Source organism: Streptomyces sp. NPDC043861 (genome assembly GCF_056435905.1).
Window position 1 is genome coordinate 610,380 of the sequence record NZ_JBWKDP010000003.1, and the last position, 23,250, is coordinate 633,629.

Genomic DNA, 23,250 nt, shown 5'->3' on the forward strand with positions numbered 1-23,250 from the left:
CCAGGGAAAGGAGCACCGGCAGTGCGGCGGCGAGCAACCGCCGCCGCACTGCCGGGCGGCACGAAGAGTGCTTCAACGCTCAGCCGTTGTGGTGCGCCGCCGAGCGGCGGCAGGTCGGCGAATGTTACTGCGGACCCGTAAGTCTTCGGCCAGTAAACGCAGTTCCCGCCCAAGAGCTGCACACAATGCGTAGCGTCTGCGTGACGGAACGGGCTGGAGATGCCCGGGCAAGCGTTGCGACGAGGAGCAGGGATCGTATGGCGAATGTGGAGGTCTCCCTCAAGGAGACGATGACGAGGATCGAGGGCAGTCTGGGAGTTGCTCTCGTCGACTACACCAGTGGCATGGCGCTGGGCACCCTCGGCGGCGGCAAGGACCTCGATCTTGCGGTGGCCGCGGCGGGCAACACGGATGTGATCCGCGCCAAGGTCCGCACCATGGAGCACCTCGGACTCAACGACGAGATCGAGGACGTGCTGATCACGCTCAGCAGCCAGTACCACCTCATCCGGCTGCTCAAGGGCCGTGGCGGAAACGGGCTGTTCCTCTACCTCGTGCTCGACAAGACGAACTCCAACCTGGCCATGGCCCGTCATCAGCTCAAGCGCATCGAAGCGGATCTGGAGGTCTAGGCAGCACCGTTCCTTCCGTGCCTCCGCACACCCATGACTTGAAAATTTCTTCAAGTTGCCACATCCAGATCGGGCCAATCCCATGAGTGTGCGGGGCCGGGAGACTGGAGGATGGTTCGCACGACACCGCCTGCGTCGGCCGGGCCGCGGCCGCCGCACCGGACACAGGCCGTCGAACGCGGCAGGAGTGATTTCGCGATGCAGGTCCCGCTCTACCAGGCCAAGGCCGAGTTCTTCCGCATGCTCGGGCACCCGGTGCGCATACGGGTTCTGGAACTCCTCCAGCAGGGCCCCGTGCCCGTGCGTGACCTGCTGAGCGAGATCGAGATCGAGCCTTCCAGCCTCTCCCAGCAGTTGGCCGTGCTGCGCCGCTCCGGAATCGTGGTGTCCATCCGGGACGGTGCCACGGTCAGCTACGCCCTTGCCGGCGGCGATGTCGCCGAACTCCTCCGTGCGGCCCGGCGGATCCTGACCGAACTGCTCGCGGGGCAGAGCGAACTGCTCGCAGAGCTCCGCCAGGCGGACGTCCCGCTGGCCCAGCCGGCGCTGTCCTCTCAGGCGGCCCCCAGGTCCTCCTGAGACCTCTGCCCGGGCCGCACACCCGAGGACACCCGGACCGGGCTTCCGGCACTGCCGGTGCACCCGGTGCCACGCAATCGCAGCGTAAGCCGCCGTGGCAGGATCATGTCGTATGACGGTGCGGCGAGCGTACGAGGGCCCGGACGATCTGCGTGCCATGCAGGAGCTCACACGGCTGAACTGGTCGCTTGCCAGCACGTACCACGTGGGCGATCTCGCCTGGGGGCGCTTCATGTTCCCGCAGGAACGGGCGGACTGGCCCTGCGCGTTGTGGGAGTCCGGCGGCCGTGCGGTCGCCTGGGGATGGGCACACTTCCCCGATGACCTGCGTCTGGAGGTGGATCCGGAGCACCCGGAACTCATCGACGAGGTCCTCGACTGGTTCGACACGGTCGATCCCGGTGGCCCCGGCAGCGGCCCGCGCGACATCGTCGTGCTGGACGCGCAGACCCGGCTGCGTGCGGCGTTGACCGCCCGTGGTTATGGACAGCAGGCCGATGACGAACCGTACTTCGCCCATCATGTCCGTTCCCTGGCCGGCCTTCCCGCCCCCGCACTCCCGGACGGCTTCACCGTGCGCCCCGTACGCGGTGAGGAGGATCTGGAGCGCCGCGTGGCGGTGCACCGGGCCGCGTGGAACTCGACCGGCGTGACGGTGGATTCGTACCGGGCGGTGACGGCGGCGCGGCCGTACCTCCCCGGCCTCGACTGGGTGGTCGAGGCGCCGGGTGGCGACTTCGCAGCTTCCTGTCTGATCTGGTACGACGACGGGCACGCCACGGGCCTCATCGAACCGGTCGGTACCGCACCGGACTTCCGCCGCAGAGGTCTCTCCCGTGCGGTGTGTCTGGCGGCGCTGCACGCATTGCGGGACGCCGGCGCGCAGCAGGCGGTGGTGTACCCGCGCGGCGACGCGGCGTACCCGATTCCCCAACTGCTCTACCGAGGACTGGGCTTCCGCCCGTACGGCCGGACGTACACGTACACCTGCCCCTCCGCCTGAGGAGTCTCCGAGCACCGCCGGCTGCGTTTCGCCCCGCCACCTGTCACCCGCCCACCTGTCAGCAGAGTTCCGCCGCCGGTCCGGGCGGTACGGCTGCTGCGGCACGCGCTCACAGAACTCGCGGCCTCAAGTAACAGGGTCCTGCTTACACGGTCAGGTGGCGCCAGGAACGATGAGGCCGTCCGTGATGGCCCCCGCTCCCCACGGAGAGATGGCGGAGCCGGGGGCCTTGGAGCGCGGCGTGTCCGGGTTGCCTCGGGTGGCACGGCCGCCGCCTCCAGCGTGATCAGCTCTGTGTGCTCCTCAGCGGCGCGCTGATGGCCAGGCCTTCGTCGAGCCTGGCGATCAGATCACGGGCGAGAGCGGGGACATGCAGGTCGGCCCACTGCCGGACCACCACGAGGAAGCCGCTCAGGTCGTCCCGTACGGTCTCCAGGACCTCCGGCAATGTGACCACAGGTATCTCGATGGCCTGCGCCGTGGGCTGATCCGGCGCACTGTCAGCCGGCCAGACCCGGACCATGGGACCGCTGTGTTCGATCCGCGGGGCAGGCCAGTCGCCGAGCCAGGGTTCATCACCGTCCATGATGTCCAGCCAGTCGCGCCAGTCCTCAAGACCACAACAGCATGCGGGGGTGGCCACAACGCCGGTTTCCGTGTCTCGCAGGCGCACTCCGCCGAGGACCATGACCTGCTCTGCCTCAATCAACCGGCGGACGAGTCCGGCGCTGTCTGTCGCACTGTCCGAGTCCTCGGAGCTGTATGCGGCCAGGCTTGCCAGCGCCGTACCGATCTCCTCCGGCGACAGCCGGCCGGAAAGAGCCAGAAAGCGGTAGGCGGGCAGGTCGGCAACCGGCCACAGGGTGAATTCGGCGGCGTCGAAGGTCTCCAGCACCGCTTCCGCGATCAGCATCGCTTCACTATGAGGTCGGCCAGGTCGTCCATCAACTCCGTTTCTTCGCGTGCCCGAGCTCGAGGACGACCACCGGCGGCCGACGTCCCGATCACTGCCCGGGGCGGCACCGACCCCGGGCGGTGAAACCGGCCAGGAAGAGCGTGAGCCGGCGGCCGTACGGCCGGTTCCTGATCGGTGCGCGGTGAGGATCAGCATCAGGGCGCTGGGGTGATCCCTGATGAGGTCCTGGTGAAGCGTCCGCTCGCCCCGCCCCGCAGCCGGCCTGCCGGGAGTTTGCGTCCGAAGGCGACCAGGAGCAGGTCCTGGGCGGAGCCGTACAGGGGCCGACCGGTGCCGTAGGACCAGTCCAGGTCGTCGGCACACAGCCGGACCCCGGTGATGTCCGCGTTGAAGAACCGGAGGGTGCGGGGGCGGATGCCGTCCAGCAGGACGCGCAGTCGGTCCTCGGGAACCCGCCGGTCAAGACCGAGGGCCACGGTGATGTCCAGTCCGTGCACCACGTCGTGGCCGAGTGCCGCCGCGAACCCGCCGATCGGCGGTGTCCAGGGGTGGTGCGCATTGTCCCGCAGGAATGCGGCGAGTTCGGTGGGGGAGTGGGCGGCGGCGTCCCTGCGGGCAACGCGGTCGGTCAGCCGGTGCAGGCTGCCCCGTGCCTTCACGAGTTCGGCGACGGTTGCGGGCAGGGAGAGGCGGAATCCCATCGACATGTGGGCCGCCACCTCACGCACCCGCCATCCGGCGCAGAGGGCGGGCGCGTCCCACTGGCCGGCCTCCAGGCCGTCGAGCAGATCCGCCAGCTCCCCGCGCTCCGCCGCGATGGCGGCCCTGATGTCGGTTCCGTTCCCCGTGCTCGCGTTCCCGCCGTGGACGGTCAACTTGCCTGTGCGGTCAGCGGTGTTCCCCATGTGCTCGATCCTGTTACCCATGTGAACAAGGGTGCGGCCAGGGCAGTTCATAAGTCCAAGACTTGATTCTGCTGCTGCCTAGAATCATTGGTTATGGAAATACGGCAGCTCCGGTACTTCGTCGCCGTCGTCGAGGAGGGCGGGTTCACCCGTGCCGCCGCCCGACTGCACCTGGCCCAGCCGGGGCTCAGTGCTCAGATCCGTCAGCTGGAGAGGGAGTTGGGGCAGCCCCTGCTCGACCGCTCCGGTCGGCCGGTGACCTTGACCGAGGTGGGCCGGGCCCTGTTGCCGCACGCCCGGGCCGCGCTGGCCGCCGTGGAAAGGCTGCGCCAGACGGCGGACGAGTTCACCGGACTGCTGCGAGGCCGCGTGACGATCGGCCATGTCTCCGGCGCCACGGGCCACGCCTTCGACGTGGCCTCGCTCCTCGCCGACTTCCATGACGCACACCCCCAGGTGGAGATCGCGCTCACCGAGGACACCTCCGAGCGAATGGTCGCCGCGCTCATGACCGGTGAGCTCGACGCGGCCCTCCTCGGATCGGCCGACGAGGAGCCTCCGCCCGGCCTCTCGTTCCAGCTGGTGATCGACGAGCCCCTGGTTGCCGCCGTCGCCGCCGACGATCCGCTCCTGGCCCGGGCCGACCGCGCAGGCGTCCCACTGGCCGAGCTGCGCGAGCGGCCGTTGATCTGCCTGCCACGCGGCACCGGTGTGCGTGCCGTCCTCGAACGCGCCTGCACACAGGCGGGGTTCCGGCCCCGTGTCGCCTTCGAGGCGGCGGCCCCGCATGTGCTCGCGCAGCTCGCCGCGCAGGGCCTCGGTGTCGCGGTGCTGCCGGCCGGTGAGGGACCGTCCGACGCGCGGCTGCGCACACGGCGCATCGTCAGGCCCCGGCTGCGCGGCCGGGTCGTCCTCGCCTGGCGGTCCGAAGGGCGGAGCCCCGCGGCCGACGCGCTCCTCTGCCGGCTGCGCGGGGCCCTGCCGGACCTGTCCGGGGAACGAGCGGGATAGACGGTCCGGCCCCGCTCACCGTCGGTCCCGACGGCAACGCCGACCGGGTTTTCCCTGCTGCCGCCACCCGCGCAGCATCCTGCCGTCGCGCGGATCCCGGTGCTGCCGCCCCGCTCCGGCGCGGCCGCCTCCCGCGCGAACCGCAGCAGGAACTCCCGCTGTGCGGCCGACTCCGCGTGCATGACCTTCACGGCGACGGTGCGTCCGCCTTCGGACCGGGCGTGAGACACGCGGCCCGTACCGCCGCCGCGCCGGCCGACGAGCCGGACCGGACCGGTCGTGAGACACGCGGCCCGTGCCGCCGCCGCGCCGGCCGACGAGCCGGACCGGACCGGTCGTGAGACACGCGGCCCGTACCGCCGCCGCGCCGGCCGACGAGCCGGACCGGACCGGTCGGGGCGGGGTCCTCCGACGTCGGCGGAGCACGCCCGGGCCTCGCGCACGGCCGGCCGCCGGACGGCGGCGCTTCTGAGACAGTTCTGGTCTAGACCTTGACAGGTACAGACCATTGCCATTGCACTGGCCTCGATCCGCACAACTCCCCCACAGCGAAAGGCCGATAACGTTGTCCAAACGCATCATGACCTTGCTCGCCGCCTTTGTGGCGGTGCTTGGGCTCGCGGTCCTCCTCCCGGCCTCGACCGCTTTCGCGGCCGCCTGTGCGGCCCCCTGGAATTCCTCGTCCGTGTACACCGGCGGCATGGTCGCCTCGCACAGCGGCCACAACTGGCAGGCCAAATGGTGGACTCAGGGTGAGACCCCCGGCACCACCGGTCAGTGGGGAGTCTGGGCCGACCAGGGCGCGTGCGGCGGGGGCGGCGACCCCGGCCCGGGTCCCGCCCCCTCCGGATTCGTCGTCAGTGAGGCGCAGTTCAACCAGATGTTCCCGAGCCGGAACTCCTTCTACACCTACAGCGGACTGACCGCAGCGCTCGGTGCGTACCCCGCGTTCGCCAACACCGGGAGTGACACGGTCAAGAAGCAGGAGGCCGCCGCCTTCCTGGCGAACGTCTCGCACGAGACCGGCGGCCTGGTCCACATCGTCGAGCAGAACACCGCCAACTACCCCCACTACTGCGACCGGAGCCAGCCCTACGGTTGTCCGGCCGGCCAGGCCGCGTACTACGGCCGTGGTCCGATCCAGCTCAGCTGGAACTTCAACTACAAGGCGGCCGGCGACGCGCTCGGCATCGACCTGCTGAACAATCCGTGGCGCGTCGAGAGGGAATCGGCGGTCGCATGGAAGACCGGCCTCTGGTACTGGAACACCCAGAACGGCCCCGGCACGATGACGGGCCACCACGCCATGGTCAACCAGGCCGGCTTCGGGCAGACCATCCGCTCCATCAACGGCTCCCTCGAATGTGATGGAAAGAACCCGGCGCAGGTCCAGAGCCGCGTCAACAACTACCAGCGCTTCACCCAGATCCTGGGTGTGGCGCCGGGCGGCAATCTGTACTGCTGAACGCCGTCGGGAACGTGCGGGGCGGGCGGCCCGGGCCGCCCGCCCCGCACTGCATCCTGCCCCATGCCGTTTCGCCCGCCCCGCGCTGAACCGCGCTCCGCGCCTGCCCCCGCCTGCCTCGGGCCCGCCCCGAACCCGCCTCGGGCCCGCCACGTGCTGCACCCGCCCACGCCGTGTCCGGCCGACGCTCCGTCCGGTCCCTGGCGGACGTGGGCATGGGACGGGCGGCCGACACACCCATAACTCACATATTGTCTTATTTGCGGCTTTTCCTGTGATTCCATGTGCTCACTTTCGCCCCTTCAGGCAAGGGGCGTGACGGCTTGTCACACAGAAAGAGAGCAACCTCGGATGTCTGGATCACAGGGCACAGGCACCCCGCACCGTCCGAAGACCGCGGCGCTGAGCCGTCACTGGAAGGTCGCCGTTTTCGCCGCGGCCGGCTTCGCCACCATGGTCGGCACCACGACGATCGTGGCTGTCACGGACGCCGGGAAGGCTGAGGCGCAACCCGCCTTCGCAGTCAAGGACGACGGCAAGACCCGGACGAACCCGGCGCCTGCCGCGGCTCCCGCCGGTGAGGGCGTGGACGCCGGCGTTCAGGACGGCGACTACTGGGCGGAACGCGCGGGCAACCCCGGTTCGAGCAACAGTGTCGAGGAACAGGGCGGCGGCGTCCCCCAGGTGGACGGTGCCAAGGAGAACCACCCCGGCTCCAAGCCCATGGAGGCCAAGGAGAAGGCCTCGGCCCCCAAGGGTGACGAGGGCAAGGAAGCCAAGAAGGAAGACCACGGCTCCAAGGAGGACAAGGAGAAGGACTACGGCTCGAAGGGGGACGAGGAGAAGGACTACGGCTCCAAGGGGGACGAGGGCAAGGAGAAGGACTACGGCTCCAAGGGGGACGAGGGCAAGGAGAAGGACTACGGCTCCAAGGGGGACGAGGGCAAGGAGTCCAAGAAGAAGGACTACGGCGACCACGACAAGAAGGACTACGGGGACCACGACAAGAAGAAGTACGGCGGCCACGAGAAGAAGCACGACCACAAGAAGCGCCACTGGGACAACGAGAAGACGTCCGTGGAGTGCGACGCGAACGCTCTGATCCTGGCGATCCTCGATGCGAACGAGAACGGTGGCGGCAGCCTCCGTCTGGCGGAGGACTGCACCTACACCCTCACGACCAATGAGGCCGGCAACGGTCTGCCCAGGATCATTCAGCCGGTCACGATCGAGGGCAACGGCGCCACCATCGCCCGCGCCGCGAGCGCCGCCCAGTTCAGGATCTTCGAGGTCGGAGCCGGCGGCGACCTCGAGCTCCACGACCTCAGCCTCACCCGCGGCAAGGCAGCCGCTGCACAGGACGGCGGCGCCATCAAGGTGAACGCCGCGGGACGACTCGACCTCGACTCCGTGACCCTCGAGAACAACTCGGTAGGAAACGTCGCGACCAACAACGGAGGCGCGATCTTCAACGAAGGCGTCACCGACATCCGCAGCAGCACTCTCACCAGGAACTCGAGCGCGGACGGTGCCGCCGTCCACAACTTGGGCAAGCTGGAGATCATTGGCACCAAGGTCACTGCCAACGTCGCCAGCGACAGTGGCGCCATCTTCAACGGGGCCACCGGTACCGCCAGGATCAGCAGGAGCCTGGTCGGTGACAACCACGCCGCCAGTGGTGGCGGCATCCACAGCGAGGGTGTGCTGGAGGTCGAGCAGAGCGGCATCATCCACAACAACGCGACGCTCGGCGGTGGTATCCGCCACGCCGGTGGCTCGCTCTTCGTGCGCGACAGCACCATCAAGGACAACACCGCGGGAACCGGCGGCGGCCTTCACCTCGCGGACTCCACGGTGATCGAAGGCAGCAAGATCACCGACAACACCTCAACCGGCCACGGCGGCGGGGTCTTCACCGATCTGGAGGCCGGTGAGGAGGTCGCGATCCGTGACACGGAGATCAGCGGCAACCAGGCGCCCGGCGACGGCAGTGCCGGAGGCGGGATCTTCGTCGGCGCCGCCGACAGCGTCTCCCTCACCGACGTCGAGGTGAAGAACAACCTTTCCGACAGTCCGCACGGTGGCGTTCACAACACCGGCGCGGTCAGCACCAACGGCAAGGTCCACATCATCGACAACGCCCCCACCAACTGCGGAGGTACCGTCACCGGCTGCTTCGGCTGACATTCCCTGATCGACAGCACCACAGGCCGCGCATGGCCCACTCCACCCGCCCCCGGCACACCGCCGGGGGCGGGCCCATGTACGGGTACGGCGCCGGAAGGGCCCTGCGGTCCGGCGTGAAGGTCGAGGCCGACACTCCCACATCACATTTATTGTCCTATATATCGCTTTTCCTGTGATTTTATATCGCTCACTTTCGCCCCTTCCAGGTAAGGGGCGTGACGGCTTGTCACACAGAAAGAGAGCAACCTCGGATGTCTGGATCACAGGACCTGGGCGGGCGCACCCGGCACAGTCCGAAGGCCGCGGCGCTGAGCCGTCACTGGAAGATGGCCGTTCTGGCCACGGCCGGCTTCGCCACGGTGGTCAGTACCACGACCATCGTGTCGGTTGCGGACGCCGGAGCGGCCGAGACGCAGAAACCGGCCCTCACCGTCCCGACCGGCGCCAAGGTCAGGGCGAACCCGCCCGCGGCGGCCCCTGCCCGCGATGGCGTCGACCCCGACAGCCAGGACGGTGACTACTGGGCCGAACACGCCGGCAACCCTGGCTCGAAGGGGGACGAGGGCAAGGAGAAGGACGAGGGCAAGGGGAAGGACGACGGCTCGAAGGGGGACGAGGGCAAGGAGAAGGACTACGGCTCCAAGGGGGACGAGGGCAAGGAGTCCAAGAAGAAGGACTACGGGGACCACGACAAGAAGAAGTACGGCGGCCACGACAAGAAGCGCGACCACAAGTCGCGCCATGGGGACAACGAGAAGACGTCCGTTGAGTGTGAGACGAACGCTCTGATCCTGGCGATCCTCGATGCGAACGAGAACGGTGGCGGCAGCCTCCGTCTGGCGGAGGACTGCACCTACACCCTCACCGCCAATGAGGCCGGCAACGGTCTGCCCAGGATCATTCAGCCGGTCACGATCGAGGGCAACGGCGCCACCATCGCCCGCGCCGCGAGCGCCGCCCAGTTCAGGATCTTCGAGGTCGGAGCCGGCGGCGACCTGAGACTCCGCGACCTCACCCTGACCCGCGGAAAGACGGTCGGCAGCGACGACGGCGGTGCCATCAAGGTGAACGCCGCGGGACGACTCGACCTCGACTCCGTGACCCTCGAGAACAACACGGTCGACGACGCCCTGGCCAATGACAACGACGGCGGCGCCATCTTCAACGAAGGCGTCACCACCATCCGCAGCAGCACCCTCAGGGCGAACTCCGCCGATGACGGCTCCGCCATCTTCAACCTGTCCGGCAGGCTCGAGATCACCACCTCCAAGATCACCGGCAATGCCTCCGACCCCACCGATGGCTACGCCGCCATCTACAACCAGGCAGGGTCCCTGAGGATCACGAAGAGCGTGATCAGCCGCAACCACGCATTTGACGGCGGTGGCCTCTACAGCAACGGCAGCGGCACGGTTGACATCGAGAAGAGCGCCATCCTCCACAACTTCGCGGAACGAGGCGGCGGCATCCTCCACGACGGCGGCTCGCTCTCTGTGCGCGAGAGCACGATCAGCGACAACGTCGCCGACTCCGGTGGCGGCGGCCTTCGACTCGAGGACTCCGCGGTGATCGAGGACAGCAAGATCACCGACAACACCTCCACGGACGGCAGCGGCGGCGGGGTCTTCACCGATCTGGAGGCCGGTGAGGAGGTCGCGATCCGCAACACCGAGATCAGCGGCAACCAGGCGCCCGGCGACGGCAGCGCCGGAGGCGGCATCTTCGTCGGCGCCGGCGACAGCGTCTCCCTCACCGACGTCGAGGTGAAGAACAACCTCTCCGACGATCCGCACGGTGGCGTTCACAACACCGGCACGGTCACCACCACCGGCAAGGTCCACATCATCGACAACGCCCCCACCAACTGCGGAGGTACCGTCACCGGCTGCTTCGGCTGACATTCCCTGACCGACAGCACCACAGGCCGCGCATGGCCCACTCCACCCGCCCCCGGCACACCGCCGGGGGCGGGCCCATGTGCGGGCACGACGAGGAGAACGCGCCGCCCGCGCAACGGTCCGTCACGGTCCGGGGCGCCACTTCAACGCCACCGCGGGGGGCGCCACTTCAGCGCCGCCCCCGCCTCTTCCGGTTCCGTCCGGCCGTCGTCCGCCGTCGTCGCTCAGCCGTCCAGAGCCGCCACGTCGATCCGGCGCAGCCGCTCCGGATCGGCAAGGATGTCGAGCTGGACGACCTTGCCGTTCGAGATGGTGAAAGCCATGATCGCGGACGCCTTGCCCTCCGGAACCGTGATGCTGCCCACCGTGCCATTGATGAGGACGGCCCGGGCGTACGGCGAGAAGCGCCGGAACATGAGTGCCTGACCGGCAACCGTCTCCGCCCCTCGGACCACCTTCGACGCACCGGCGGCCAGGACGCCCCCGTCCACCCGGAGCACCACGTCCGGATCGAGGAGGGAGACCAGAGCCTCGAAGTCGCCTCCGCGCGAAGCCGCGATGAAGGCGTCGACGATCTCCCGCTGCCGGACGAGATCGGTGTCCTGCGACGGCGCCACCCCCTGCACCCGCCGCCGAGCGCGGCTCGCGAGCTGCCGCGTCGCTGTCGGAGTACGCCCCACGACGGGTGCGATCTCGTCGAAGGGCACGGCGAACATGTCGTGCAGGACGAAGGCCAGCCGCTCGGCCGGCGGCAGTGTGTCCAACACGACGAGCATCGCCAGCCCGACCGAGTCGGTGACGAGCGCCTCCTGCTCGGGGTCGGTCCCGCCGATGCTGCTGACGATGGGGTCGGGTACGTACACGTCCAGCGGATCCTCCCGCCGTGACGTGCGCGAACGCAGCATGTCCAGGCAGACCCGGCCCACGACGGTGGTCAGCCAGCCCGCCAGGTTCGCGACCTCGCTCGTGTCCGAGCGGCTGAGGCGCAGCCATGTCTCCTGGACGGCGTCGTCGGCCTCGGTCAACGAGCCGAGCATCCGGTAGGCCACCGCTCGCAGATGGCCCCGGTTGGCCTCGAAGCGCTCGGCCAGAAAATCGATCTCGTCCATTCGGTCACATTCTCCTGCCGTGGTCCGTCAACACAATGACGGACCACGGCCGTCAGCTGTGACGTGAGAGGTGCTGGGTGTGGGCCCAGAGGTCACTGCGCCCAGGAGAGGAAGGACGTGCGCCAGTCGAAGGCCACGTTGATGCGGTCCCTGCCGTCGCCGTCACCGTCGCCGTCGCCGGACACGAACCGGCGCGGGCTGTCACTCATCCCTGCTCTCCTGCCAACTGCTCGACGAGGCCCGGCGATTCACGAGGGGCCAGGGCCTGTGCCCGGATCCTCGCATATGCCTGCGCGTATGTACGTGCCTTTCCCGAGTCCTTGATCGCCGGCCTGTCGGCCCGGATCTCCGGGACGGACAGGGGGACGTGTTCCGGGGGGATCCCGGTGCTCTCCCGGGCCGAGGGCCGTCGATCCGTGCACCGCTGCCGCTGCCGCTGCCGCTGCCGCGGTCGGTGGCGGCCGGGCTGTGGGGTGGTCATGGCGCCGATGCGGGGGCGCCCCCGTTCGCGCGAGGGGAACGGGGGCGCAGTGCGGTTGCGCTCAGGCCTTGCGCCCGTTCTTCTCGACCTCGTCGCTGAGGTCGGCGGTGTCGGACACCGGGGGTGCCGTGACGGCCTTGGCCGTGCCGAACTCGAGGAAGTCCACGGACACCTTCATGGCCCCGATGTCCTGGACGACCCTGACCGGCAGGTCGTTGTCGTCCACCCAGACGTTGACGGTGACGGAGCCGGCGGAGCCGGTCAGCGACTCCAGCTTGGTGCCGGACAGCTGGTTCTTCTCGAGGGTGGCCCGGTAGTGATGGGTCTTCTTGCCGCGGATTGTCTGCTCGCCGAGGTCATCGGTGTTCTTCGACAGGCCGATGTAGCGCAGCCCGGCGGTCGGGTCGCCGTTGCTCTGGGCCGATCGGGCCCCCTCCTCGCCGAGGATCGCGGAGACGTCGACGCGCATCCAGTGCTTGCCCTTGAGCGGGCCGCTGGGCTGGGGGTCCATGTTGTAGTAGTAGGCGCCGTCGACCATCAGCGCGCGCAGCTCCGGATCGTCCTGCACGCTCTGCATCTGTGCCGCGGCCGTGTCCATCATCACGTCGTACGCGACGCCCTTGCCCCACGTGTAGGTGCCCGTCATGGTGACCGGGGCGGTACCCGGCCCCAGGGTGGTGCTGAAGGCGACCTCGGCCGATCCGATGCGGTCCGTCCGGTCCGTGACGCGCGCCAGCGCCGCCGCGATGGTCTCCGGATCGCTCACCGCCTTTGCGGTGTCCCGCACGGTCTGCGCTCCACAGCCTGCTGCGGTGGTCAGCACGACGGCCGCGGCCCCCAGTGTGACAACCGTACGTATGCGTCGCCTCGGCCCCATGTCCCGCCCCTTGGTCTCTGGTGTGAATCCGTGAGATTGCTTTTTGCGGACTGTAATGGCGGGGAGTGACATCGCCCTCACCGCGCGACGGCCATCGGGTGCCCCGCGGCACCGCTGACGGACGTAGGAGGGTCCGTCGGTCCGCAGGGATCGGACCGGTCACGCGGGCGTGCAGCGGTCGGACCGGCGCTCTGGTGGGAAAATGACCGGCATGGGCCAGGCCCTCGTGACGCTGTTCCTCAGTGGCGACGTGATGCCGGGCCGGGGCGTCGACCAGATCCTGCCGCACCCCGGTGACCCCGCGCTGCGGGAGGGCTACATCCGGGACGCACGCGACTACGTGGCGCTCGCGGAGGCGGTCAACGGGGAGATTCCCCAGCCTGTGGATTTCACCTGGCCCTGGGGAGCCGCTCTGGACGTGCTCGACGCGATCGGGCCCGACGTCCGCGTCATCGATCTGGAGAGCAGCGTCACGACGAGCGACGACTTCGCGCCCGGCAAGGCCGTGACCTATCGGATGCACCCCGCCAACCTGCCGTTCCTTGCCGCTGCCCGGCCCGATGTCTGCGCGCTGGCGAACAACCATGTGCTCGACTTCGGTCGCCGTGGCCTGGAGGAGACCGTCGAGGCGCTGCGGGAGGTCGGGCTGGGGCCCGCAGGCGCGGGCCGGGACGCGGCGGAGGCCCGGCGGCCGGTTGCGGTGGCCACGAAGGGCGGCGGCCGGGTGCTCGTGCTGTCGTGCGGGATGGCCTCGGCCGGAGTCCCGTCACGGTGGGCGGCAGGGGAGCGGCGGCCCGGAGTCGACTACGTACCGGATCTTTCTGCGCGCAGCGCCGACGCACTCGTCCGGCGCCTGGCGGCGGTGCGGCAGGACGGCGACCTGGCGGTCGTGTCCATCCACTGGGGCTCGAACTGGGGTTATGGCGTCTCGCAGAGCCAGGCCGCCTTCGCGCGCAGGCTCATCGACGGGGGCGTGGACATCGTCCACGGCCACTCCTCCCACCATCCACGCCCCATCGAGGTCTACCGGGGCAAGCTGATCCTCTACGGGTGCGGCGACCTCATCGACGACTACGAGGGAATCTCGGGCTACGAGCGCTACCGCGACGATCTGCGCCTGATGTACTTCCCTTCGCTGGACGCGGCCAGCGGCGAGTTGGCGGCACTGCGGCTCGCACCGATGCAGGCCAGGCAGATGCGGCTGGAGCATGCGTCGGCCGCGGACTCGGCATGGCTGTGCGAGGTTCTCAGCAGGGCAGGCCGCGCGTTCGGGACGCAGGTGGAGCCGGACCTGAACGACGACGGGTTCCTGATCCTGCGCTGGTCGAGGCGTTGACGGCGACGGGTCTCCGTTCCCGCCGCGACCGGAGGGGTTGACGGCGCGGGTGCCCGAACCGCCGTGGTCGGGGCGCTGCCCCGCCGGTGCGGGTCGGTCCGCGGCAACGCCGGTTCCCTGGCGCCGGCCGGGGACCGGCCGCGCCATTCGGGATGACCGTAAGGGCGGAGGGGAGTCCGGGCGTACGCCCGCCCCCGGCCGGGGGCCGGGGGCGGGGCGGTGTGCGGTGGGCGGCCGTGCGGCGCCCTGGGCGGGTGATGTCAGCCGAAGCAACCGGGGACGGTGGCGCCGGCACAGTTGGTGGGGGCGTTGTCGATGTGGCGGACCCGGCCGTTGGTGATGACCGTGCCGTTGTTGTTGGTGCCACCGGGGGCCACGTCGGAGGTGTTGCGGCTCACCTCGGTGTCGGTGAGGGTCAGGACCCTCGTCGCGTCGACGAAGATTCCGCCGGCCGTCTGCCCGTCGCCGGGTGCCTGGTTGCCGCTGACCTTGGAGTCGCGGATCGAGACCTCCTCGCCGGGGTCCTCGTTGAAGAGGTGGATGCCGCCGCCGTCGTCGGTGGTCGAGGTGTTGTCGCTGATCTTGCTGTCCTCGATCAGGGCGTTGTCGTCGAGCTGAAGGCCTCCGCCGGAGCCGACCGCGGTGTTGCCGCTGATGGTGCTGCTGCGCACCTGCAGACCGCCCTGCTCCTGGTCGATGCCTGCGCCGGTCTCGTCGTCGGTGTTGTGGGTGATCTCGGTCTTCTCGACCACTAGAAGGCCTTCGTTGACCTCCAGACCACTGCCGAAGTTCTGGCTGACCACGCTCTTGCTGATGGTGCTGGTACCGAGCTGGCTGTTGACGGCTCCGTCGCCGATCGCGGTGTTCCTCGAGAGCTCGGAGTCGGTCACCTCGAGCCTGCCGGAGGCGTTGAAGACCGCGGATCCGTCCAGGGCGGAGTTCCCCTTGAAGGTGCTGTTGCGGATGACGGTGTCGCCGGCGTTGAAGATGGCACCGCCGTTGTTGCTGCCGGTGTCCTCGACGGAGTTGTTCTCGAAGGTGACGGAGTCGAGGTCGAGCCGGCCCGCAGGGTTCACGCTGATGGCGCCACCGTCCTCCCCGATGTCCGCCTTGCCGCGGGTGAGGGTGAGGTCACGCAGCCTCAGGTCGCCACCGGCTCCGACCTCGAAGAAGCGGAACAGGGCGGGGCCGGCCGCGCGGGCGATGGTCGAACCGTTGCCTTCGATCGTGATCGGCTGAATGATCCTGGGCAGGCCGTTGCCGGCCTCGTTGGCCGTCAGCGTGTAGGTGCAGTCCTCGGCCAGGAGGAGGTGGTTGCCTCCCTCCCCCGCGTTCGCCTCGGTGATCGCCAGGAGCAGGTCGTTGACGTCGCACTCGACGAACGCGGTCTTGTCGTCGTCCCCGCCGTGCTTGCGGTCGTGCTTCTTCTCGTGGCCTTCCCACTTCTTCTTGTCGTGGTCCTTCGACTTGTCCCACTTCTTCTTGTCGTGGTCCTTGTCGTGGTCCTTGTCCTTGTCCTTGGAACCGTGGTCCTTTTCCTTGCCCTCGTCGCCCTTGGACCCGGAGTGGTCGTCCCCCTTGTCCTTGGAGCCGGAGTAGTCGCCGCTGTCGGGGTCGAAGCCGTCGCGGTCGGGGGCCGCGGCCGGGTTCGCGTGTGTCGTGCCGATGTTCGTGACGGAGGCGGGCTGCTGCGCCTCTGTCGCCCCTGCGTCCGCGACACCGACGAGGGTCGTGGTGCCGGCCATGGTGACGAAACCGGCCGCGGCAAGAATGGCGACCTTCCAGTGACGGCTCAGCGCCGCGGTCTTCGGACGGTGCGGGGTGCCCGTGCCCTGTGATCCAGACATCCGACGTTGCTCTCCTTCTGTGTGACAGGCCGTCACGCCCCTTGTCCAGAAGGGGCGACAGTGCGTCACATGGAATCACAAGAAAAGCCATAAATAGGACAATATGTCTGTCATGGGAGTGTCGGTCGGTGTCCCTGCCGGGCAGGTCTCGTCCGCCCGGGACCTGCCCGGATTCAGCGGGGCGATGGGTTGCTGCGCAAAGTCGCTGCTCGTGGCCGTGCCGCCGAGGCCGCGGCCCGCGTGACGGCCCCTCACGGCCACCGCCCGGCCCGGTTGATTGCCCGTCAGGCTTTCGGTCCTGCTCCGGGCGTGTCCCGTACCTCATGTGCGTCCTGCGTCTGAAGTGCGTCCATTGCCGCACTGAGCCGCTCCAGTACCCGCACCGTCTCCGCGAAGCCCTCCTCGCCGAGTCGGGCGGTGAGACGGGCCGCCAGCTCCGCATGGCCCGGGTCGATCCTGTCGATGGCTGCCCTGCCCTCTTCGGTGGGGCGCAGGAGCTTGGCGCGGCGGTGGGCCGGGTTCGGGACGTACTCGGCCAGTCCCTGTGTCACGAGGAGGTCCGCGATCCGTTGCACGCTCTGCCGGGTGATGCCCATGGCGCGGGCGATCCCGGCGACCGGCAGGGGCTCGGTCAGTACTGCACCGAGCACCTGCCACCAGGCGGCGGTCAGTCCGGCCGGGCGGGCCAGTTCCTCCGCGGCGGCGAGGAACTGGCCGTTCAGCCGGAAGACGCCGAGCGCGGTGGAGCTGAGCATGTCCTGCTGCTCGCGGCTCATGCGTTGAGCTCCTCGAACGCTGCCGGGTCGGAGTCGTGGAACAGCCGGTACCAGGCGTCCAGCTTCCCGGCCTCGAGCGCACCCGTCCTGCCGAGGATCTCGCGCGCGAAGGCGACCGGTTCGGTGGGGCCTGCGGTGATCAGGTCCCCGTCGGTGACGGCGTCGGTCTCGACATAGTGCTCGCCGCCCTTGTAGCCGGTGGCCGCGAGATAGAACGACACTGCGCTCGTGTGCCTGCGCTCGTCGAGCAGGCCCTCGCGGGCCAGTCCGGCCGTCGCCCCGCAGATCGCCGCCACGGGCACGCCGGCGTCCAGGAACTCCCGGGCCTTGCGTGCGAACGGGGCGAGTTCGTCCCCGCTGTCCCACAGGTCGCCACCCGCGAGGATGAGCAGCGCGCTGTCCTCGGGCCTCAGGTCGGCGATCGCGAGATCGGGCTGGATGCGCAGGCCGCCGATGGTGGTGACCGGTTCGCCGGCCACCGGTCCGACCGTGCGGACGGTGAAGCCGGTGCGGGCGAGCCAGGCGGTGGAGTGGCCCGTCTCCCAGTCGGCGAAGGCGTCGTAGACGGCGAGATGCACGGTCCCGGCTGTGCCGGCGGTGGCGGTCGTGGTGCTCTCGGCGGACATGGTGGCCTCCCTGGTTTCATGTCTCCGGCTTGTGACAGAAGACTGTCATGATGACAGCTTGCTGTCAATAGGAGGGGGAGGCATGCCGCTGCCTGCCCACGGCCCCGACACCCTGCCGATGAAACCGGCCGAGGACAGACAGGGTGGCCATGTCGGCTCCTGCCCGCGGATCCCTACCCTGTCCGGCATGACCCCTCATGCCGATCCGCAGGCAGGTGCGGCCGTCAAGGCCGCCGACCGTGCCCACGTGTTCCACTCCTGGTCCGCACAGGGCCTGATCGACCCGCTCGCCGTCGCCGGTGCCGAGGGTTCGTACTTCTGGGACTACGACGGGAACCGCTACCTCGACTTCACCAGCGGCCTCGTCTACACCAACATCGGGTACCAGCACCCGAAGGTGGTCGCCGCGATCCAGGAGCAGGCCGGGCGGCTCACGACCTTCGCGCCCGCCTTCGCCATCGACGTCCGCTCCGAGGCCGCACGCCTCATCGCCGAGCGCACCCCCGGTGACCTGGACAAGATCTTCTTCACCAACGGCGGCGCCGAGGCCGTCGAGAACGCCGTACGCATGGCCCGGCTGCACACCGGCCGCACCAAGGTGCTGTCCGCCTACCGCTCCTACCACGGCGCCACCTCGACCGCGATCAACCTGACCGGTGACCCGCGCCGTTGGGCCTCCGACTCGGCCTCCGCCGGTGTCGTCCACTTCTGGGCGCCGTTCCTCTACCGTTCTCCCTTCTACGCCACGACCGAGGCGGAGGAGTGCGCGCGTGCCCTGACGCATCTGGAGGACACCATCGCGTTCGAGGGTCCGGGGACCATCGCCGCGATCATCCTGGAGACCATCCCCGGCACCGCCGGCATCATGACCCCGCCGCCCGGCTATCTCGCGGGCGTTCGCGAGATCTGCGACCGGTACGGCATCGTCTTCGTCCTCGACGAGGTCATGGCGGGCTTCGGACGCACCGGCAAGTGGTTCGCCGCCGAGCACTTCGACGTCGTGCCCGACCTGATGACCTTCGCGAAGGGCGTGAACTCGGGCTATGTGCCGCTCGGCGGCGTCGCGATATCCGCGGAGATCGCGGCGACCTTCGACAAGCGGCCCTACCCGGGCGGCCTCACCTACTCCGGCCACCCGCTGGCCTGCGCGGCCGCCGTCGCCACCATCCAGGCCATGGAGGAGGAGAAGGTCGTCGAGCACGCCGCCCACATCGGTGAGACCGTCCTCGGTCCGGGCCTGCGCGAGCTCGCCGAGCGCCACCCGTCGGTCGGCGAGGTGCGCGGTCTGGGCGCCTTCTGGGCCCTCGACCTCGTACGGAACCGGGAGACGCACGAGCCGCTCGTCCCGTACAACGCGGCGGGCGAGGCGAACGCCCCGATGGCGGCCTTCGGCGCGGCCTGCAAGAAGAACGGCCTGTGGCCCTTCATCAACATGAACCGCACCCACGCCGTCCCCGCGTGCAACGTCAGCGAGGCCGAGGCGAAGGAAGGCCTTGCCGCCCTCGACGCCGCGCTCGCGGTCGCGGACGAGCACATCGCGTAAAACGTGGCGCATCGCACCAGATGGTGTCCCCTCCGGCTGGCTTAAGGTGTCGTGAACCGGACGGAGGGGGCCGACACCATGCCCGCGAGCACAGCTGTGACGCGCAATACCCTGCGGCAGCAGCTCGCGGATGCGCTCCGTGACGAAGTGCTGGCGGGGCGTCTTCAGACCGGCCAGGAATTCACGGTCAAGGAGATCGCCGCGACCTACGGGGTGTCCGCGACACCCGTCAGGGAAGCGCTGGTCGATCTCACCGCACAGGGACTGCTCGACTCCGTCCAGCACCGCGGCTTCCAGGTGCACCGGTTCACGGTGGCGGACTTCCGGCGCATGGTCGAGGCCCGTTCGCTGATCGTCGACGGGATCTTCCGCATCGACGACGCGCCGCGCGCCCACGCGGCCCCCGGCCCGGCCCTCGTGTCCGTACGCCGCCGGGCCGAAGAGGCATCGCGGGCCGCATGCGGCGGGGACCTGGACATCCTCATCGGCTACGACCTGCGTTTCTGGCGGGAGCTGGGCGCGCTGGTGACCAACGGCTACATCGCGGACTTCCTGCACCGGCTCCGGATGCAGGCCTGGGTGTTCGCCGTTCCCCATCTGCGCGCCGAGACCGATCTGAAGACCTGGCTGTGGAACGGCCACCGGGAACTGGCGGACGCGGTCGCCCTCGGCGACGGCCCGACCGCGCGCTCGGTGATCGTGGCGCACAACGACCACGCCCTGGCCTGGGCGGACCGGTTGGAGCGGCGGACGCAGTGACCACGACGGATCTGAGCGTCGTCGTCCCGGCGTACAACGAGGAGACACGGCTGCGACCCACGCTGGACGCGATCGTGGCACATCTGAAGGCCGATCCCGGACGCTGGGGCGAGTGGGAGATCGTCGTCGTCGACGACGGCTCGACGGACGGCACGGCACGGGTGGCCGGGGAAGCCGCCGCCGTGGAGCCCCGGATCCAGGTCATGAACGGCGGCCCGAACCGGGGCAAGGGGCATGCGCTGCGGCTCGGCGTCCTCGCCTCGTACGGCCGTCGTGTCCTGGTCACCGACGCCGACCTCGCGACCCCTGTCGACGAGCTGGACCGGCTCGACAAACAGCTCACCGCGGAGGGCGGCGCCGCGGCCATCGCCTCGCGCGCCCACCCCGAGTCCCGTATCGACGTGCACCAGCGGGCGGTGCGGGAGTGGCTCGGACGGATGGGCAACCGGCTGATAAGGGCCGTGGCCGTCCCCGGCATCAGCGACACCCAGTGCGGCTTCAAGCTCTTCGACGGCGAGAAGGCACGGACGGCGTTCGCGGACTCACGGCTGGACGGGTGGGGCATCGACGTCGAGGTGCTGAGCTTCTTCCAGCGGGCCGGCTGGCAGGTCACGGAGGTCCCGGTGCGCTGGTCGCACCGGGCCGGGTCCAAGGTGCGGCCCCTGGACTACGCGCGGGTGCTGCTGGAGCTCGGCCGGCTGAAGTGGCGGACCGTCAGGCGGGTGGACCTCGCTGTCGTCGCGCTGTTCCTGGTCGCCTCGGTGCTGCTCTACAAGAACCTCTGGTACGACCTCGACCGCGGCTATCTCGCCGACTCGATGCAGGACCAGAACCAGTGGGAGTGGTTCTTCGCGGTGACGGCCGACAACGTCGCCGGCCTGCGGAATCCGCTCTTCACCACGCTGCAGGGCCACCCCGACGGCGTGAACCTGATGGCGAACACGGTGATGCTGGGACTGTCCGTCCCGCTCACCCCCGTCACACTGCTGGCCGGCCCGACCGTCACCTGGGCCCTCGTCCTGACCCTGGGCCTGACGGCGACCGCCTGCGCCTGGTACTGGCTGATCGCACGACGGCTCGTGCGCGGGCCGGGGGCGCGCAGCCGCTCGGCGGCGGCGCTCGGGGCGGCCCTGTGTGCGTTCGCGCCGCCGATGATCTCCCATGGCAACGCGCACCCCAACTTCCTCGTCCTGTTCATGATCCCGTTGATCGTCGACCGGGCGCTGCGGCTGTGCGACGGCGGCAGGGTGGTCAGGGACGGGGTGCTGCTCGGCCTCTTCGCCGCCTACCAGATCTTCCTCGGTGAGGAGCCGCTGCTGCTGGCGGCGATGGGCATGCTGCTCTTCGCGCTGTCGTACGGGCTCGTGCACCGCGATGCGGCGCGGACGGCCTGGCGGCCACTGCTGCGCGGAATCGCCGTCGCCGCAGCGGTGGCACTGCCGCTGGTGGCGTTCCCCCTCTGGTGGCAGTTCTTCGGTCCGCAGAGCTACCACAGCGTGCTGCACGGCGACAAAGCGGGCAACAGCCCCCTCGCCTTCCTGGAGTTCTCGGGGAGGTCGCTGCTGGGGGAGGACGACCGCGCCGACCCGCTCGCCATGAACCGCACCGAGCAGAACGCCTTCTACGGCTGGCCGCTGATCGCATTCGCGGTGGCGGTGGCGGTGCGGCTGTGGCGGCTCGCCGTCGTCAAGGCGCTGACGTTCACGGCGATCGCCGCCGGTCTGTTGTCCCTGGGCCCGCGATTCCGCATCCCGTACACGGACACCGTGCTGACCGGCCCGTGGAAGTGGCTCGCCGACAAACCGCTCTTCGAGTCGGTGATCGAGTCGCGGGTCGCGATGATCTGCGCACCGGTGCTGGGAATGCTGGTGGCGCTCGCGGCGGACCGCCTGCTGAAGGCACCGGTCCGCTCGGAGCGAGCCGCCGCGCTCGCCGCGCTCGGCATCGCCCTCGTACCGATCGTCCCCACCCCGTATCCGGTCCGGGAGCGCCCGGAGATACCTGCGTTCATCACGGACGGCACCTACCTCGACCACATCGGGCCGGGGGAGTCCCTGGTGCCCGTGCCGCTGCCCGACCCGGGCGACGCGGAGGCCCTGCACTGGCAGTCGGCGACCGGCCTCGGATTCCGTGTTCCCGGCGGGTACTTCAACGGGCCCTGGGGCCCGGACCGTATCGGCATCTACGGCGCATCGCCGCGTCACACCTCGAACCTGCTGCGCGACATCCGTTACGGCGGCCGTATCCCCGAGATAGGCCCCAACTGGCAGGCCCAGGCCCGGGCGGACCTGGACCACTGGCGGGCGGGCGTCGTGGTGCTGGCCCCTCAGCACAATCAGAAGGCGCTGTACTCGACGGTCTCGGAACTGCTCGGCCGACCGGGGAAGTGGACGGGTGGTGTCTGGGTATGGGACGTGCACCCAGGTTCCCCTCCGGACCGCTGACTGTCCGGGTCGGCCCCGTAGCACTACGCTGTCCCGACCATCGCACAAATCCGTACAACCCGATGGAGAGCGAGCTCGTCTTGGCCTGTGACCTCTGGCTGGTCCCCCTCGTCGATGTGCTGTGCCACAGCCCGGACAACCCCTTCGCCGAAGAGATCGCGACGTACGACAAGGCCCTCACCGACGCCGGTCTGCCCACCATTCCCGTCTTCGCCTACATGCCGGGCCTCTCGGGCGATGTCGCGCCCATCGCCGGCTTCGACTACGACGCCCTGCACTTCCTGCGCCGGGCGTATCTGCTCCAGCTCTGCGGCCTGGCGGTGACGCCGGTCGACGAACTGGGCGGCGACTACGAACAGCTCCTGGAGATGTTCGAGTCGACGGCCCAGCAGTCCCATCTGGTCTGGCACTACGACCATGCGGGTGCCTATGTCCCGGTCGACTTCCAGACACCTCTCTCCAACGAGGAACTCCTCGCAGGCGGCGGCCCTCTGGGCTCCGCGCAGGGCCTCCTGCGCGAACTCGAGTTCGTGGCCCCCGTGATCGGCATCGACCCCGCCAACCCTCCGGAGGCTCCGGCCCCTCCGGCCCGCCCCACCTCCCTGGAGGAACCGGCCGGCCCGATCCCCTACGACGAAAGCCCCTTCGCCCGCGAACGCCACGTCTGGCTGGGCCTCCACGCTGCTGCCACGCGTAGCCTCGGGCAGGGCTCGATGATCATCTTCAGCTGACCGAACGCGCGTGAACCGGCGGTCCGCCGCGCTTGATGCGGGCCGCCGCACGCCGGACGACGGTCGGGGCCCGACGACACCGGCCGGTGGACCGGTGGCGGGTGGCGTCCCCCTGTGGATAATCG

19 protein-coding genes are annotated in these 23,250 nt (G+C 69.5%); 12 read left to right on the forward strand and 7 right to left on the reverse strand.

Annotated elements, in window-relative coordinates; all coding sequences use genetic code 11:
- Positions 1 to 257: 257 nt before the first annotated feature.
- From AC068D_RS10415 to AC068D_RS10425, 3 genes are all read left to right on the forward strand, one after another.
- Entirely contained in the window at positions 258 to 632 is a 375-nt protein-coding gene (locus AC068D_RS10415) for a hypothetical protein (protein ID WP_478822534.1), read from the forward strand.
- Positions 633 to 830: 198 nt separating this feature from the next.
- Positions 831 to 1,211, forward strand: a complete 381-nt coding sequence (locus AC068D_RS10420; protein ID WP_478822535.1) for an ArsR/SmtB family transcription factor — start codon at positions 831 to 833, stop codon at positions 1,209 to 1,211.
- A 112-nt stretch (positions 1,212 to 1,323) separates the two neighbouring features.
- Entirely contained in the window at positions 1,324 to 2,214 is an 891-nt protein-coding gene (locus AC068D_RS10425) for a GNAT family N-acetyltransferase (protein WP_478822536.1), read from the forward strand.
- Positions 2,215 to 2,500: 286 nt separating this feature from the next.
- Here AC068D_RS10425 and AC068D_RS10430 read toward each other — a convergent pair whose 3' ends face one another.
- Positions 2,501 to 3,127, reverse strand: a complete 627-nt coding sequence (locus tag AC068D_RS10430; protein ID WP_478822537.1) for a hypothetical protein — start codon at positions 3,125 to 3,127, stop codon at positions 2,501 to 2,503.
- Positions 3,128 to 3,324: 197 nt separating this feature from the next.
- Entirely contained in the window at positions 3,325 to 4,056 is a 732-nt protein-coding gene (locus AC068D_RS10435; protein WP_478822538.1) for a maleylpyruvate isomerase family mycothiol-dependent enzyme, read from the reverse strand.
- Between the two features lie 72 nt (positions 4,057 to 4,128).
- Here AC068D_RS10435 and AC068D_RS10440 point away from each other — a divergent pair, with 72 nt between their 5' ends.
- From AC068D_RS10440 to AC068D_RS10455, 4 genes are all read left to right on the forward strand, one after another.
- Positions 4,129 to 5,046: a LysR family transcriptional regulator gene (locus tag AC068D_RS10440; protein ID WP_478822539.1), complete on the forward strand. Its 918-nt coding sequence runs from the start codon at positions 4,129 to 4,131 to the stop codon at positions 5,044 to 5,046.
- Positions 5,047 to 5,626: 580 nt separating this feature from the next.
- Positions 5,627 to 6,511, forward strand: coding sequence for a glycoside hydrolase family 19 protein (locus AC068D_RS10445; RefSeq protein WP_478822540.1), 885 nt, complete (start codon positions 5,627 to 5,629; stop codon positions 6,509 to 6,511).
- 351 nt (positions 6,512 to 6,862) lie between these two features.
- Entirely contained in the window at positions 6,863 to 8,695 is a 1,833-nt protein-coding gene (locus tag AC068D_RS10450; RefSeq protein ID WP_478822541.1) for a right-handed parallel beta-helix repeat-containing protein, read from the forward strand.
- Between the two features lie 254 nt (positions 8,696 to 8,949).
- Positions 8,950 to 10,596 (forward strand): right-handed parallel beta-helix repeat-containing protein, encoded by a 1,647-nt coding sequence (locus tag AC068D_RS10455; protein ID WP_478822542.1) that lies wholly within the window; start codon positions 8,950 to 8,952, stop codon positions 10,594 to 10,596.
- A gap of 224 nt (positions 10,597 to 10,820) precedes the next feature.
- On the opposite strand, the gene sigJ is transcribed toward AC068D_RS10455, so the two are convergent.
- Together sigJ and AC068D_RS10465 are read right to left on the reverse strand one after the other, a co-directional pair.
- Positions 10,821 to 11,705, reverse strand: coding sequence for an RNA polymerase sigma factor SigJ (gene sigJ / locus AC068D_RS10460; RefSeq protein ID WP_478822543.1), 885 nt, complete (start codon positions 11,703 to 11,705; stop codon positions 10,821 to 10,823).
- A 542-nt stretch (positions 11,706 to 12,247) separates the two neighbouring features.
- Positions 12,248 to 13,063, reverse strand: coding sequence for an SCO4651 family lipoprotein (locus AC068D_RS10465; protein WP_478822544.1), 816 nt, complete (start codon positions 13,061 to 13,063; stop codon positions 12,248 to 12,250).
- 211 nt (positions 13,064 to 13,274) lie between these two features.
- On the opposite strand from AC068D_RS10465, the gene AC068D_RS10470 reads away from it, so the two are divergent.
- On the forward strand, positions 13,275 to 14,399 hold the full coding sequence (locus AC068D_RS10470; protein ID WP_478822545.1) for a CapA family protein: 1,125 nt from the start codon (positions 13,275 to 13,277) through the stop codon (positions 14,397 to 14,399).
- Between the two features lie 260 nt (positions 14,400 to 14,659).
- Here the strand turns inward: AC068D_RS10470 and AC068D_RS10475 are convergent, their stop codons facing one another.
- The 3 genes from AC068D_RS10475 to AC068D_RS10485 all read right to left on the reverse strand — a co-directional run bounded on the left by AC068D_RS10475 (position 14,660) and on the right by AC068D_RS10485 (position 17,648).
- Positions 14,660 to 16,246, reverse strand: coding sequence for a right-handed parallel beta-helix repeat-containing protein (locus tag AC068D_RS10475; RefSeq protein WP_478822546.1), 1,587 nt, complete (start codon positions 16,244 to 16,246; stop codon positions 14,660 to 14,662).
- Between the two features lie 284 nt (positions 16,247 to 16,530).
- The gene (locus AC068D_RS10480; RefSeq protein WP_478822547.1) at positions 16,531 to 17,022 is read right to left on the reverse strand and encodes a MarR family winged helix-turn-helix transcriptional regulator; all 492 of its coding nucleotides are present in this window, start codon (positions 17,020 to 17,022) and stop codon (positions 16,531 to 16,533) included.
- Positions 17,019 to 17,648: a DJ-1/PfpI family protein gene (locus AC068D_RS10485; protein WP_478822548.1), complete on the reverse strand. Its 630-nt coding sequence runs from the start codon at positions 17,646 to 17,648 to the stop codon at positions 17,019 to 17,021. The genes AC068D_RS10480 and AC068D_RS10485 overlap by 4 nt, the downstream gene beginning before the upstream one ends.
- 187 nt (positions 17,649 to 17,835) lie before the next feature.
- On the opposite strand from AC068D_RS10485, the gene AC068D_RS10490 reads away from it, so the two are divergent.
- From AC068D_RS10490 to AC068D_RS10505, 4 genes are all read left to right on the forward strand, one after another.
- Complete coding sequence (locus AC068D_RS10490; protein WP_478822549.1) at positions 17,836 to 19,191, forward strand: aminotransferase class III-fold pyridoxal phosphate-dependent enzyme; 1,356 nt, start codon at positions 17,836 to 17,838, stop codon at positions 19,189 to 19,191.
- A 78-nt stretch (positions 19,192 to 19,269) separates the two neighbouring features.
- Entirely contained in the window at positions 19,270 to 19,950 is a 681-nt protein-coding gene (locus AC068D_RS10495) for a GntR family transcriptional regulator (RefSeq protein WP_478822629.1), read from the forward strand.
- A complete protein-coding gene (locus tag AC068D_RS10500; protein WP_478822550.1) occupies positions 19,947 to 22,394 on the forward strand; it encodes a dolichyl-phosphate beta-glucosyltransferase in 2,448 nt (815 codons plus the stop codon). The genes AC068D_RS10495 and AC068D_RS10500 overlap by 4 nt, the downstream gene beginning before the upstream one ends.
- Before the next feature lie 80 nt (positions 22,395 to 22,474).
- Positions 22,475 to 23,125 (forward strand): hypothetical protein, encoded by a 651-nt coding sequence (locus tag AC068D_RS10505; RefSeq protein ID WP_478822630.1) that lies wholly within the window; start codon positions 22,475 to 22,477, stop codon positions 23,123 to 23,125.
- Positions 23,126 to 23,250: the final 125 nt, after the last annotated feature.

Coding starts and splice junctions, on each gene's coding strand:
- AC068D_RS10415 (WP_478822534.1), top strand. CDS start 258: ATGGCGAATGTGGAGGTCTCCCTCAAGGAGACGATGACGAGGATCGAG.
- AC068D_RS10420 (WP_478822535.1), top strand. CDS start 831: ATGCAGGTCCCGCTCTACCAGGCCAAGGCCGAGTTCTTCCGCATGCTC.
- AC068D_RS10425 (WP_478822536.1), top strand. CDS start 1,324: ATGACGGTGCGGCGAGCGTACGAGGGCCCGGACGATCTGCGTGCCATG.
- AC068D_RS10430 (WP_478822537.1), bottom strand. CDS start 3,127: ATGCTGATCGCGGAAGCGGTGCTGGAGACCTTCGACGCCGCCGAATTC.
- AC068D_RS10435 (WP_478822538.1), bottom strand. CDS start 4,056: ATGGGTAACAGGATCGAGCACATGGGGAACACCGCTGACCGCACAGGC.
- AC068D_RS10440 (WP_478822539.1), top strand. CDS start 4,129: ATGGAAATACGGCAGCTCCGGTACTTCGTCGCCGTCGTCGAGGAGGGC.
- AC068D_RS10445 (WP_478822540.1), top strand. CDS start 5,627: ATGACCTTGCTCGCCGCCTTTGTGGCGGTGCTTGGGCTCGCGGTCCTC.
- AC068D_RS10450 (WP_478822541.1), top strand. CDS start 6,863: ATGTCTGGATCACAGGGCACAGGCACCCCGCACCGTCCGAAGACCGCG.
- AC068D_RS10455 (WP_478822542.1), top strand. CDS start 8,950: ATGTCTGGATCACAGGACCTGGGCGGGCGCACCCGGCACAGTCCGAAG.
- sigJ (WP_478822543.1), bottom strand. CDS start 11,705: ATGGACGAGATCGATTTTCTGGCCGAGCGCTTCGAGGCCAACCGGGGC.
- AC068D_RS10465 (WP_478822544.1), bottom strand. CDS start 13,063: ATGGGGCCGAGGCGACGCATACGTACGGTTGTCACACTGGGGGCCGCG.
- AC068D_RS10470 (WP_478822545.1), top strand. CDS start 13,275: ATGGGCCAGGCCCTCGTGACGCTGTTCCTCAGTGGCGACGTGATGCCG.
- AC068D_RS10475 (WP_478822546.1), bottom strand. CDS start 16,246: ATGTCTGGATCACAGGGCACGGGCACCCCGCACCGTCCGAAGACCGCG.
- AC068D_RS10480 (WP_478822547.1), bottom strand. CDS start 17,022: ATGAGCCGCGAGCAGCAGGACATGCTCAGCTCCACCGCGCTCGGCGTC.
- AC068D_RS10485 (WP_478822548.1), bottom strand. CDS start 17,648: ATGTCCGCCGAGAGCACCACGACCGCCACCGCCGGCACAGCCGGGACC.
- AC068D_RS10490 (WP_478822549.1), top strand. CDS start 17,836: ATGACCCCTCATGCCGATCCGCAGGCAGGTGCGGCCGTCAAGGCCGCC.
- AC068D_RS10495 (WP_478822629.1), top strand. CDS start 19,270: ATGCCCGCGAGCACAGCTGTGACGCGCAATACCCTGCGGCAGCAGCTC.